The organism is Streptomyces sp. 7R007 (assembly GCF_054850255.1).
Window position 1 is genome coordinate 72,823 of sequence record NZ_JBTWMV010000030.1, and the last position, 12,129, is coordinate 84,951.

Sequence of the window (12,129 nt, forward strand, 5' to 3'; positions counted from 1 at the left end):
GGCCGACCCTGCCTCAGTCGCAGTCGCGGCAGATCGGCTGACCGTTCTTCTCCCGGGCCAGCTGGCTGCGGTGGTGCACCAGGAAGCAGCTCATGCAGGTGAACTCGTCCTGCTGCTTGGGCAGCACCCGGACGGCCAGCTCCTCGTTCGAGAGGTCCGCGCCGGGCAGCTCCAGGCCCTCCGCGGCCTCGAACTCGTCGACGTCCACAGCGGAGGTCGACTTGTCGTTCCGCCGGGCCTTGAGCTCTTCAAGGCTGTCCGAGTCGACGTCGTCGTCGGTCTTGCGTGGGGTGTCGTAATCCGTTGCCATGTCGCTCTCCCCCTCTGGGTGTCTGCGGTGTCTCCAGCGCACGTAACGCGTGAGAGGCCGGACTTGTGCCCGACCCGAGGCGGAGATTTTGCCTCACATCAAGGTCTGTTACTCAATCGACACCCAACCGGACTCCTCAAGAGTGATCGGCTTGGATGGCGAACCGGACCGTACACGGTCCCAATGCCGCTCTTCAAAGGCGTCTCACCCTGTACTTCCCGTGATCACGACCCCCGAAAACCCGGATTTTCCCGGCTTTCCGGCGGCCTGCATGATCACGGAGAGTAGATGGCCGGAAATTCGCCCTTGTGATCGATCACACACGGACCAGCTCGCCGGGTGCCCAGAAAATTCCGCGCAAAGCGAACATCCTCGTGTGTCGCGGCATGATCTCAGACCGGCAGGGTGACGCGCATCACGAGGCCGCCTCCCTCACGCGGCTGTGCCGTGATGTGCCCGCCGTGCGCCCGCGCCACCGACCGCACGATGGACAGCCCGAGCCCGACGCCCTTGTCGCTGCCCGTGCGCTCCGTGCGCAGCCGCCGGAACGGCTCGAAGAGGTTGTCGATCTCGTACGCCGGGACGACCGGGCCCGTGTTCGACACCACGAGGACCGCCTGGCCGTGCTGGAGCTCCGTGGTGACCTCCACCCAGCCGCCCTCCGGCACGTTGTACCGCACGGCGTTCTGCACGAGGTTCAGCGCGATCCGCTCCAGCAGCACGCCGTTGCCCTGGACGACCGCCGGCTTCTGCTCGCCGCGGATCACCACGCCCTTGGCCTCCGCCTCGGCGTGCACCTGGTCGATGGCCTGCTCGGCGACCTCGGCGAGGTCGACGGGCTTGCGCTCGACGATCTGGTTGTCGCTGCGGGCGAGCAGCAGCAGGCCCTCGACGAGCTGTTCGCTGCGCTCGTTGGTGGCCAGCAGTGTCTTGCCCAGCTGCTGAAGCTCCACCGGCGCGTTCGGATCGGACAGGTGCACTTCCAGGAGGGTGCGGTTGATCGCGAGCGGGGTTCTCAGCTCGTGCGAGGCGTTGCCGACGAAGCGCTGCTGGGCCGTGAAGGCCCTCTGCAATCGCTCCAGCATGTCGTCGAAGGTGTCGGCCAGCTCCTTGAGCTCGTCGTCGGGGCCGTCCAGCTCGATCCGGCGGGAGAGGTCCGAGCCGGCCACCGCGCGCGCGGTCCGGGTGATCCGGCCGAGCGGCGACAGCACCCGGCCGGCCATGGCGTAGCCGAAGGCGAACGCGATCACGGCGAGACCGAGCAGGGCCAGCAGGGAGCGGCTGAGCAGGTCGTCCAGCGCGTGCTGGCGCTGCACCGCGTCGCACTGCTTGAGCACCGAGTTCAGTTCGCTGTCGGGAGCGGTGTTGAGCGCGGGACAGGTGGTGCTGGTGATGTCGAGGTTGTTTCCGGTCACCGAGAACGACTGGCCGCTGCCCTCGTGCAGGGCTTGGGCGGCGAGCAGATAGATGATCGACAGCAGCAGGATCCCGGCGATCAGGAACATCCCGCCGTACAGCAGCGTGAGCCTTATCCGGATGGTCGGGCGCAGCCAGGGGAAGGGGGGTTCCGGGCGCCTGGGGTCCCACGTGGGCTTCGGGGGCGCCTGGGGAGGCGCCGGGGTTGCGGCCACGGGGATCAGATCCGGTAGCCCGAGCCGGGCACGGTGACGATGACGGGCGGCTCGCCGAGCTTGCGGCGCAGGGTCATGACGGTCACGCGCACGACGTTGGTGAAGGGGTCGGTGTTCTCGTCCCAGGCCTTCTCCAGGAGCTGCTCGGCGGAGACGACGGCCCCCTCGGAGCGCATCAGCACCTCCAGCACGGCGAACTCCTTCGGCGCCAGCTGCACCTCCTTGCCGTCGCGGAAGACCTCGCGGCGGTTGGGGTCGAGCTTGATGCCGGCGCGCTCCAGGACGGGCGGCAGCGGCACGCTGGTGCGCCGGCCGAGGGCGCGCACGCGGGCGATGAGCTCGCTGAACGCGAAGGGCTTGGGCAGATAGTCGTCGGCGCCGATCTCCAGGCCCTCCACACGGTCGCTGACGTCTCCGGAGGCCGTGAGCATCAGCACGCGTGTGGGCATGCCGAGCTCGACGATCTTGCGGCAGACGTCGTCGCCGTGCACGAGGGGGAGGTCGCGGTCGAGGACGACCACGTCGTAGTCGTTGACGCCGATGCGCTCCAGGGCGGCCGCACCGTCGTACACGACGTCGACGGCCATGGCCTCCCGGCGCAGTCCGGTGGCCACCGCATCGGCGAGCAGCTGCTCGTCCTCGACGACGAGTACGCGCACGTCCCTTGTCCTTCCTGACGGGGCCTGGTGGGGCTCGGGGTCCCTGCGCGGTTCTTGCAGACTTCTTGCAGGGGTCTTCGGGTGTGTGTGCCTCCATCCTGCCCTTTTCGGCCGTAAGTCGGCTGTAAGACGGGTGGGCGCGGGCTGTGCACCGGATGAAGAACAGGTGTGAGGCACGGGAATGCGGGATTTTCTTCCCCGGTTGAGGTTTCCGTGGAAGGGAGCGGGGGGAGGACGGTTCATACCCCGCGATCACGCTCTGCTAGTGCCGCAGCACCAAGCGGCACGGCGCAATCCGCTTTCCGCAGAGTGGGCGTGGGTGTCCGGCACCGACGCCGCTCCCCGGCGCGGCTGTGCCGGGCACCTGATGGAGTCGTGATCGCCCCTTCCGAACGGCACACCCCCGTGCCACCGACCCACGACCCAGGACGAGGGGGCGCAGCATGGACGCATTCACCGCAGGACTTCTGCAGCGCATAAAGGCGACCGAGTCCGACCTGACGCGGGCTCGTGACGAGGGCGACGACTTCCTCGTCGAGGTGGAGCAGAGCGAGCTCGATGATCTGCGTCGCCTCGCTGCCGAGCATGGTGTGGAGGTCGGCGCGTAGCGTCTGATCGCTCGTGAGCGCAAAGGCGGGACCCGGCTTGATCCAGAGCCGGGTCCCGTCTTGTGCTCGGGCCTTCGCGGGTCAGTCGTGCCAGGCGCCGAAGTCCTCCAGGAGCTGCTGGAGGGGCTCGAAGACGCCCGGGGTGCCCGCGACCGTCAGGGCGCGTGAGGGGCGCTCTGAGGGGCGTCCACCGGTCAGGGCGCCCGCTTCCCGGGCGATGAGGTCGCCCGCGCCGTAGTCCCAGGCGTTCAGACCGCGCTCGTAGTAGCCGTCCAGGCGGCCCGCGGCCAGGTCGCACAGGTCCACCGCGGCCGAGCCGCCGCGGCGGATGTCCCGCAGCAGCGGGATCAGCCGGGCGGCCACCTCCGCCTGGTGGGCGCGGACCTCGGTGACGTAGTTGAAGCCCGTCGAGACCAGGGCCTGGTCCAGGGGCGCCGCCGGGCGGCAGCGCAGCCTGCGCTCGCCCGCCCAGGCCCCCGTGGCCCACGCCCCGGCGCCGCGCACCGCGTGGTACGTCTCGCCGCGCATGGGGGCCGCGACGACCCCGACCACCGTCTCGCCGTCCTGCTCGGCCGCGATGGACACCGCCCAGGTCGGCAGGCCGTACAGGTAGTTGACCGTGCCGTCGAGGGGGTCGATCACCCAGCGGACGCCGCTGGTGCCCTCGGTGTCGGCGCCCTCCTCGCCGAGGAAGCCGTCGTCCGGGCGGCGGGCGGAGATCAGGTCGGTGATCAGCTTCTCCGCCGCGATGTCCATCTCGGTGACCACGTCGATGGGGCTCGACTTGGTGGCGGCCACCGCGAGGTCGGCCGGGCGGCCGTCCCGGAGCAGGTCGCCGGCGCGGCGGGCCGCCTCCTGGGCGAGGGCGAGCAGTTCCTGGTGGAGGGGGTCGGTCACGGGGCTCCTCACGCGTAAGGGCTGTCGGCGCCCGCGGCGGCGGGGTGCGGGGCGCGGCCGGGGCAGCAGCCGACCGGGCAGAGGTGGTGGCTCGCGCCGAGGGCGCCGAGCGCGCAGGGGGTGACCGGCTCGCCCCGCTCCGTCGCCGCGCGTTCCAGGACCAGATCGCGGACGGCCGCGGCGAAGCGCGGGTCGGCGCCGACGGTGGCCGAGCGGCGCATGGGCAGGCCGAGCTCCTCGGCGGTGGCCTTGGCCTCCGTGTCGAGGTCGTAGAGGACCTCCATGTGGTCGGAGACGAAGCCGATGGGAGCGATCACGACCGCGGGGGCACCGTCCTCCTTCAGCGCCTGGAGGTGGTCGCAGATGTCGGGCTCCAGCCACGGGACGTGCGGGGCGCCCGAGCGGGACTGGTAGACCAGCCGCCAGGGGTGGGCGACGCCGGTGCGCTCCCGGACCGCCTCGGCGATCAGACGGGCCACGTCCAGGTGCTGGGCGACGTACGCGCCGCCGTCCCCGTGGCCCTCGACCGGACCGGAGGTGTCGGCGGAGGCGGTGGGGATGGAGTGGGTCGAGAAGGCGAGGTGGGCGCCGGCCCGGACGTCCTCGGGCAGGTCCGCGAGGGACGCCAGGACGCCTTCGGTCATCGGCTCCAGGAAGCCCTCGTGGTTGAAGTAGTGCCGCAGCTTGTCGATCCGGGGCAGGTCGAGGCCCTCGGCCTCCAGGGCGGCGAGGGCGTCGGCCAGGTTCTCGCGGTACTGGCGGCAGCCGGAGTACGAGGCGTAGGCGCTGGTGGCCAGGACCAGGATGCGGCGGCGTCCGTCGGCGACCATCTCGCGCAGGGTGTCCGTCAGGTACGGCGCCCAGTTGCGGTTGCCCCAGTAGACCGGCAGGTCCAGGCCGTGCCCGGCGAAGTCCTTGCGCAGGGCGTCCAGCAGGGCGCGGTTCTGGTCGTTGATGGGGCTGACCCCGCCGAACAGGTAGTAGTGCTCGCCCACTTCCTTGAGGCGTTCCTTGGGGATCCCGCGCCCGCGCGTGACGTTCTCCAGGAACGGGATCACGTCGTCCGGGCCCTCGGGGCCGCCGAAGGAGAGCAGGAGCAGGGCGTCGTAGGGGCTGGCATCGAGCGCGTCTGGCATGGGTCGATCCTGTCATCCGGTACCGACAGCCGGGAAACGGCGGGGTGACCGGGCGGGTTCCCGGACCGTCCGGACGGGTGCGTCAGGGTGACCTGACTCGTAAGCTGTATCAGCCACATACACGCCTTACCGATGTACGCGCCTGACGACCGGGCGCCGTACGGACGTTCCGCGTGCCACCGAGCCGCCGCCCTTTCCCGACCGGAGCCCGCCGTGCCCAGCCCCTACCGCGCCCTGTTCGCCGCTCCCGGCTCCAAGGGCTTCTCCGCCGCGGGCTTCCTCGGCCGGATGCCGCTGTCGATGATGGGCATCGGCGTGGTCACGATGATCTCGCAGATCAGCGGGCGCTACGGGCTCGCGGGCGCCCTGTCGGCGACCATCGCGCTGGCCGCCGCGGCGATCGGGCCGCAGATCTCCCGGCTGGTGGACCAGTACGGGCAGCGGCGGGTGCTGCGGCCCGCGACGGCGGTGGCGCTCGCCTCGGCGGCGGGGCTGCTGCTGGCCACGCGCTTCGGGTGGCCGGACTGGGTGCTGTTCGTGTGCGCCGCCGGCATCGGGTCCGTGCCGAGCCTCGGCGCGATGATCCGCGCGCGGTGGGCCGCCCTGTACCGGGGCACTCCGAAGCTGCACACCGCGTACTCCTTCGAGTCCGTGGTCGACGAGGTGTGCTTCATCTTCGGGCCGATCGTCTCCATCGGGCTGTCCACGGCGTGGTTCCCCGAGGCCGGGCCCCTGCTGGCGGCCTGTTTCCTGGCCGCCGGGGTCTTCTGGCTGACCGCGCAGCGGGCCACCGAGCCCGCGCCGCATCCCCGGGAGAAGCACGGCGGCGGCTCGGCGCTGCGCTCCCCCGGGCTGCAGGTCCTGGTGGCCACGTTCGCGGCGACCGGCGCGATCTTCGGCGCGGTGGACGTGGTGACGGTCGCCTTCGCCGACGAGCGGGGGCACAAGGCGGCCGCGAGCGTGGTGCTGGCCCTGTACGCGGCCGGTTCCTGCGTGGCGGGCGTGGTGTTCGGGCTGTTGCGGTTCACCGGGGCGCCCCAGCGTCGCTGGCTCCTGGGCATATGCGCGATGGCCGTGAGTATGATCCCCCTCCTACTGGTCGGAAACTTGCCGTTTCTGGCCGTGGCGCTCTTCGCCGCGGGTCTGTCCATCGCTCCCACGATGATCACGACGATGTCCCTGATCGAAGAGCACGTACCTCGCGCGAAGCTGACCGAGGGCATGACCTGGGTGAGCACCGGGCTCGCGGTCGGCGTCGCGCTCGGCTCCTCCGTGGCCGGCTGGGTCATCGACGCGGCCGGGGCGCGGGCCGGGTACGGGGTTCCGGCGGTGTCCGGGGCCGTCGCGGTCGCGGTCGGTTTCCTGGGGTACCGCCGGCTCAGCAGGCCGGCTCCGCGTCGGGGAGGCACCGTTGAGCAGCACAGCGAGCGGGAAGAACGGCACGTGGCGTAACTGGGGCGGCAATGTCGCCGCCCGCCCCGCGCGGGAGGTCGCTCCGGCGTCCGTGGCGGAGCTGGCCGCGGCGGTGCGGCAGGCCGCCGAGGACGGGCTGACCGTGAAGGCGGTCGGTACGGGGCACTCGTTCACGTCCATCGCCGCGACCGACGGTGTGTTGATCCGCCCTCAACTGTTGACCGGTATCCGCAAGATCGACCGCGACGCCATGACCGTCACGGTGGAGGCCGGCACCCCGCTCAAGAGGGTCAACGTGGCCCTGGCGCGCGAGGGGCTGTCGCTCACCAACATGGGCGACATCATGGAGCAGACCGTCTCCGGCGCCACCAGCACCGGCACGCACGGCACCGGCCGCGAGTCCGCCTCGATCGCCGCGCAGATCAGGGCTCTTGAGCTGGTCACCGCCGACGGCTCGGTGCTCACCTGCTCCGAGAAGGAGAACCCGGACGTCTTCGCCGCCGCCCGCATCGGCCTGGGCGCGCTCGGCATCGTCACGGCGATCACCTTCGCCGTGGAGCCGGTCTTCCTGCTCACCGCCCGCGAGGAGCCGATGCCCTTCGACCGGGTGCTCGCCGAGTTCGACGAACTGTGGGCCGAGAACGAGCACTTCGAGTTCTACTGGTTCCCGCACACCGGCAACACCAACACCAAGCGCAACAACCGCAGCGCGGGACCGGAGCAGCCGGTGAGTCCCCTCGCGGGCTGGTTCGAGGACGAGTTCCTCTCCAACGGCGTCTTCCAGGTGGCCCAGTGGGTCGGGCGGGCGGTGCCGGCGACCGTTCCGGCGATCGCGCGGATCTCCAGCAGGGCGCTGTCCGCGCGGACGTACACGGACATTCCTTACAAGGTCTACACATCGCCGCGCCGGGTGCGGTTCGTGGAGATGGAGTACGCCGTTCCGCGGGCCGCGGTGACCGGCGTCCTGCGCGAGTTGAAGGCCATGGTCGACCGCTCCGGGCTGCGGGTCAGCTTCCCGGTGGAGGTGCGCACGGCGCCGGCGGACGACATCACGCTGTCGACCGCGTCCGGGCGCGACAGCGCGTACGTCGCCGTCCACATGTTCCGGGGGACCCCCTATCAGGCGTACTTCACCGCCGCCGAGCGCATCTTCACCGCGCACGAGGGCCGGCCGCACTGGGGCAAGGTGCACACGCGCGACGCCGAGTACCTCGCGGGGGTCTACCCGCGGTTCGGCGAGTTCACGGCGCTGCGGGACCGGCTGGATCCGGAGCGCCGGTTCCAGAACGACTACCTGCGCCGGGTGTTGGGGGCCTGAAACCGCCGGTTCCGCTTGCGGTGATCGCGTGAGGTGTGCCACGTCCAAGATCCGGGCAACCGCTCAACGGACGGCCGGGTGACGGTTCTTGCCAGAAGTTGGGCGGCGAGCCAATCCACGCACGTGGTCCGAATGGAGTACTGTTGCGAGCCCTGGGTCAGGTCTCCCGCCAGGGCGTCCGTGGCCTTCAAGGACCGCCGGGAGGGGGCTAGTTGCACAGGGTGACGGAGTTGGTCACTTAGCGTTGCGAATAGGTAACCGTGCCATAACGGCGATCCAGGGCCCGTGCCCGACACGCCGGGCAACTCGGCAAGGTTGTGGCAGGCTGCACCCGGGCAGGCCACACTCGACTAGCGGAAGCAGCGACGCACGTGACGTCGGCAGGCACCACCCGGGAGGTCCCCATGCCCGAACTGCGTGTCGTGGCCGTCTCGAATGACGGCACACGGCTGGTGCTGAAGGCTGCCGACTCAACGGAGTACACGCTTCCGATCGACGAGCGCCTGCGCGCCGCGGTCCGCGGCGACCGCCCGCGCCTCGGTCAGATCGAGATCGAGGTCGAGAGCCATCTCCGCCCCCGCGACATCCAGGCGCGGATACGCGCCGGTGCCACCGCGGAGGAAGTCGCGCAGCTGGCGGGAATCCCCGTCGACCGGGTACGCCGTTTCGAGGGCCCCGTCCTCGCGGAGCGCGCGTTCATGGCCGAGCGGGCCCGCAAGACCCCGGTCCGCCGTCCCGGCGAGAACGCCGCGGGACCCCAGCTCGGCGAGGCCGTCCAGGAGCGGCTGCTGCTGCGCGGGGCCGAGAAGGACACCGTGCAGTGGGACTCGTGGCGCCGCGACGACGGCACCTGGGAGGTCCTGCTGGTCTACCGGGTCGCGGGCGAACCGCACTCGGCGAGCTGGACGTACGACCCGCCCCGGCGGCTCGTCCAGGCCGTCGACGACGAGGCGCGCTCGCTGATCGGCGAGTCCGACGACCTCGCGGCCTCCCCGGAGCCCAGCTTCCCCTTCGTACCGCGCATCGCCCGGCTGCCGCGCGACCGCCCGCTGGACCGTTCCCTCGACCGCGAGCGGCCGAGCCTGCCGGCGCAGCCGTCCGAGGCGGCCGAGGAGAGCACGAGCGAACGCGACTCGCTGACCAGCCTGCTGGAGGCGGTGCCGAGCTTCCGGGGCGACCTGGTGGTCCCGGAGCGCCCCTCCGAGACGCCTGCGGAGGAGCCGCCCGCCGAGCCCGAGGCGGAGGAGCCTCCGGCGCCCGCGGCCTCCGCCGGTTCCGCCTACGCGGACGTGCTCATGCCGCGTTCCGTGGGCAGCCACCGCGACCGCCTCATCGGCGCGACCGACCGGCAGGCCGAGGCCGACGGCGTCCGTCCCGGCCGCCGCGCGGCGGTGCCGAGCTGGGACGAGATCGTGTTCGGCACGCGCCGCAAGAAGCAGGAGTAGCCGGCCGGAGGAGGAGAAGGGCCGCGCCTTCACGGTGCGGCCCTTTCCCATGCCCTCTGTACGGCTACTGCGGGTCCGGTCCCACGGCCACCGGCCGGGACGGGTCCGAGGACCACTCCGACCACGAGCCCACGTACAGCGCCGCCGGGATCCCCGCGACCGCCAGCGCCAGCACCTCGTGCGCCGCGGAGACGCCCGAGCCGCAGTACACGCCGACGTGCGAACCCTCGCCCGCGCCCAGCGACTTGAACCGCTCCGCCAGCCGCTCGGCCGGCAGGAAGCGGCCGTCCTCCCCCACGTTCTCGTTCGTCGGCGCCGAGACCGCGCCCGGGATGTGCCCGCCGACCCGGTCGATCGGCTCCACCTCGCCGCGGTAGCGCTCCCCGGCCCGCGCGTCCAACAGCACCCCCGAACGCGCCAGCGCCGCCGCGCCGTTGGGGTCCAGCAGCCCCGTCTCCCCCGCGACCGGCCGGAAGTCGCCCTCCGCCGGCGTCGGCACCGACGTCTCCAAGGGCCCCTCCCAGGCCGGCAACCCGCCGTCGAGGACCCGCACGTCCGGGTGACCCGTCCAGCGCAGCAGCCACCAGGCGCGGGCCGCGCCCCAGCCCAGTCCGCCGTCGTAGACGACCACCGGCGTCCCGGCCGACACGCCCGCCCGGCGCATCGCCGCGCCGAACACCTCCAGGTCGGGCAGCGGGTGCCGGCCCCGCTCGCCGGGCCCGGCCGCCAGTTCCGTGTCCAGGTCCACGTACACGGCGCCCGGGAGGTGCCCGGCGGCGTACTCGGCCCGGCCGTCGAAGGGCGTCTGCGCGAGGCTGAGCTGCCAGCGGACGTCGAGCAGGACGGGCGGGGTCGGGCCCGCCAGGTCGCTCGCGAGTTCGGATGCGGTGATGATGGCGTTCATGGCGACCATCCTCGCGCACGGGGTGGCCGCGTCGTCGATGTCCGGCTACTCTGCTCCGCCGGGCAGGCCCGATCACGAGGCGTGCGGGTTCGGCCACATGCTGTACAACGGATCGACATCCGTCGGCCAACGCGCGGAAACGGACGGGCAACCGCACACCGGGCATGCTCCGGACACGGGGCTCGGCGTGGCGGGCGCGCCCGGAGCGCACGGCACCCCGGGTGGTGCGAGCATCGGCACGGGGATCCGGGAAGCGGACGCGACACGGCCACCGCGAGGGGTCGAGGAGAGAGTGACGATGACCGAGGCACGGGAGCCGGCCGGCCCGAACGGCGAGACGCACGCTGGGCACGCGCCCGGCGCGCCCTGCTGGGTGAGCCTGATGGCGCACGGGCTGGGCGCGACCGAGGACTTCTACCAGGAGCTGTTCGGCTGGGAGTTCGAGCCGGGCCCGCAGCAGCTCGGCCCGTACGTACGCGCCCTGCTGGACGGTCAGGAGGTCGCCGGCATCGGCCAGCTGCCGCCGGACCGGCACCTGCCCGTCGCCTGGACGCCGTACCTCGCCTCGGACGACGTCGACCTGACCGCGGAGACGGTCCGGCTGTGCGGCGGCACCATCGGGGTGGGCCCGCTGGACGCGGCCGAGGCCGGCCGGCTCGCGATCGGCTCCGACCCCTCCGGCGCGGTCTTCGGCGTCTGGCAGGGCGCCGCGCACCGCGGCACGGCCCTCAGCGGCGTGCCCGGCACGCCCGCCTGGAACGAACTGATCACCTTCGAGACCGCGAGCGTCGCCAAGTTCTACGAGACGGTCTTCGGCTACGAGGAGGAGCCGGTCGTCTCCGCCGACTTCGACTACGTCACCCTCCACCTCGACGGCCGTCCGGTCGCCGGCATCCACGGCGTGGGCAACGCCCTGCCGCGCGACCGGGGCCCGCACTGGATGACGTACTTCCAGGTGGCCGACGCCGACGAGGCGACGGACCTGCTGGCGGGGCTGGGCGGCCAGGTGCTGCGGCCGCCGAAGGACAGCGCCCACGGCAGGGTGGCGACGGTGGCCGACCCCGAGGGCGCGATGTTCGCGCTCGTCGAGGACCCGCGCTGAGCGCTCAGTCGGCGGCGACCGGCAGGACGTCCGGCGAGAGGGCGGCCGAGTGCGCGGAGGCGCTCGTCATACGGCGCCGGTGGTGGCGTCGGCACAGCACCTCGTAACCGACCTCCGCGCCGGGGCGGTTGACGTCTCCGACGACGACCTGTTCGCCCTCCACGACCATCTCGCCGCCCACCGTGCGGGCGTTGTGCGTGGCCCGCGCCCCGCACCAGCACATGGCCTCCACCTGGAGCGTCTCGATCCGGTCCGCCAGCTCGATCAGCCGCTGCGAACCGGGAAACAGCTTGGTGCGGAAGTCGGTGGTGATGCCGAACGCGAAGACGTCCAGGCCCAGGTCGTCCACGACCCGCGCCAGCTGGTCGATCTGCTCCACGGCGAGGAACTGCGCCTCGTCCACGATGACGTAGTCGACCCGGCCGCCCTGCGACAGTTGGTCCACGACATAGCCGTACAGGTCCATCTCCGGCTTCGCCTCGACCGCCTCCGTCACCAGGCCGAGCCGCGAGGAGAGCTTGCCCTCCCCCGCGCGGTCGTCGCGGGAGAAGAACAGGCCCTGCAGGCCCCTCGACGACCGGTTGTGCCCGATCTGCAGAGCCAGCGTCGACTTCCCGCAGTCCATCGTTCCGGAGAAGAACACCAGTTCGGGCATGGGCGGTTGAGCACCTTTCGGCAGGCGGGTGAGCGGACGGGCTTCAGGAGC

General features: G+C 71.9%; 12 protein-coding genes. 5 read left to right on the forward strand and 7 right to left on the reverse strand.

Features of this window, described 5'->3' with window-relative positions; genetic code table 11:
* Positions 1 to 13: 13 nt before the first annotated feature.
* The 3 genes from ACYF6T_RS31100 to ACYF6T_RS31110 all read right to left on the reverse strand — a co-directional run bounded on the left by ACYF6T_RS31100 (position 14) and on the right by ACYF6T_RS31110 (position 2,600).
* Positions 14 to 310 carry a DUF4193 domain-containing protein gene (locus ACYF6T_RS31100; RefSeq protein WP_005481602.1) on the reverse strand — a complete coding sequence of 99 codons (297 nt, stop codon included), beginning with the start codon at positions 308 to 310 and terminating at the stop codon, positions 14 to 16.
* 392 nt (positions 311 to 702) lie between these two features.
* Positions 703 to 1,941 carry a sensor histidine kinase gene (locus ACYF6T_RS31105; protein ID WP_461700621.1) on the reverse strand — a complete coding sequence of 413 codons (1,239 nt, stop codon included), beginning with the start codon at positions 1,939 to 1,941 and terminating at the stop codon, positions 703 to 705.
* A 5-nt stretch (positions 1,942 to 1,946) separates the two neighbouring features.
* Positions 1,947 to 2,600 (reverse strand): response regulator transcription factor, encoded by a 654-nt coding sequence (locus ACYF6T_RS31110; protein ID WP_003993508.1) that lies wholly within the window; start codon positions 2,598 to 2,600, stop codon positions 1,947 to 1,949.
* Positions 2,601 to 3,043: 443 nt separating this feature from the next.
* Between ACYF6T_RS31110 and ACYF6T_RS31115 the strand changes: the two genes are divergently transcribed.
* Positions 3,044 to 3,208 carry a hypothetical protein gene (locus tag ACYF6T_RS31115; protein ID WP_461700633.1) on the forward strand — a complete coding sequence of 55 codons (165 nt, stop codon included), beginning with the start codon at positions 3,044 to 3,046 and terminating at the stop codon, positions 3,206 to 3,208.
* Positions 3,209 to 3,289: 81 nt separating this feature from the next.
* Here the strand turns inward: ACYF6T_RS31115 and ACYF6T_RS31120 are convergent, their stop codons facing one another.
* Entirely contained in the window at positions 3,290 to 4,105 is an 816-nt protein-coding gene (locus ACYF6T_RS31120; protein ID WP_461700634.1) for an inositol monophosphatase family protein, read from the reverse strand.
* A gap of 8 nt (positions 4,106 to 4,113) precedes the next feature.
* Positions 4,114 to 5,241, reverse strand: a complete 1,128-nt coding sequence (locus ACYF6T_RS31125; RefSeq protein ID WP_461700635.1) for a ferrochelatase — start codon at positions 5,239 to 5,241, stop codon at positions 4,114 to 4,116.
* A 213-nt stretch (positions 5,242 to 5,454) separates the two neighbouring features.
* Between ACYF6T_RS31125 and ACYF6T_RS31130 the strand changes: the two genes are divergently transcribed.
* The 3 genes from ACYF6T_RS31130 (at position 5,455) to sepH (ending at position 9,417) form a co-directional block, all read left to right on the forward strand.
* On the forward strand, positions 5,455 to 6,693 hold the full coding sequence (locus tag ACYF6T_RS31130) for an MFS transporter (protein ID WP_461700636.1): 1,239 nt from the start codon (positions 5,455 to 5,457) through the stop codon (positions 6,691 to 6,693).
* Positions 6,653 to 7,972, forward strand: coding sequence for a D-arabinono-1,4-lactone oxidase (locus tag ACYF6T_RS31135; protein WP_461700637.1), 1,320 nt, complete (start codon positions 6,653 to 6,655; stop codon positions 7,970 to 7,972). Before ACYF6T_RS31130 ends, ACYF6T_RS31135 begins: the two co-directional genes overlap by 41 nt.
* A gap of 404 nt (positions 7,973 to 8,376) precedes the next feature.
* Positions 8,377 to 9,417, forward strand: a complete 1,041-nt coding sequence (sepH, locus tag ACYF6T_RS31140) for a septation protein SepH (RefSeq protein WP_461700638.1) — start codon at positions 8,377 to 8,379, stop codon at positions 9,415 to 9,417.
* A gap of 64 nt (positions 9,418 to 9,481) precedes the next feature.
* Here sepH and ACYF6T_RS31145 read toward each other — a convergent pair whose 3' ends face one another.
* Positions 9,482 to 10,330, reverse strand: coding sequence for a sulfurtransferase (locus tag ACYF6T_RS31145; protein ID WP_461700639.1), 849 nt, complete (start codon positions 10,328 to 10,330; stop codon positions 9,482 to 9,484).
* A 289-nt stretch (positions 10,331 to 10,619) separates the two neighbouring features.
* Between ACYF6T_RS31145 and ACYF6T_RS31150 the strand changes: the two genes are divergently transcribed.
* Positions 10,620 to 11,423 (forward strand): VOC family protein, encoded by an 804-nt coding sequence (locus tag ACYF6T_RS31150; RefSeq protein WP_461700641.1) that lies wholly within the window; start codon positions 10,620 to 10,622, stop codon positions 11,421 to 11,423.
* A gap of 4 nt (positions 11,424 to 11,427) precedes the next feature.
* Here ACYF6T_RS31150 and ACYF6T_RS31155 read toward each other — a convergent pair whose 3' ends face one another.
* Positions 11,428 to 12,078 carry a thymidine kinase gene (locus ACYF6T_RS31155; RefSeq protein WP_461700645.1) on the reverse strand — a complete coding sequence of 217 codons (651 nt, stop codon included), beginning with the start codon at positions 12,076 to 12,078 and terminating at the stop codon, positions 11,428 to 11,430.
* Positions 12,079 to 12,129 lie beyond the last annotated feature (51 nt).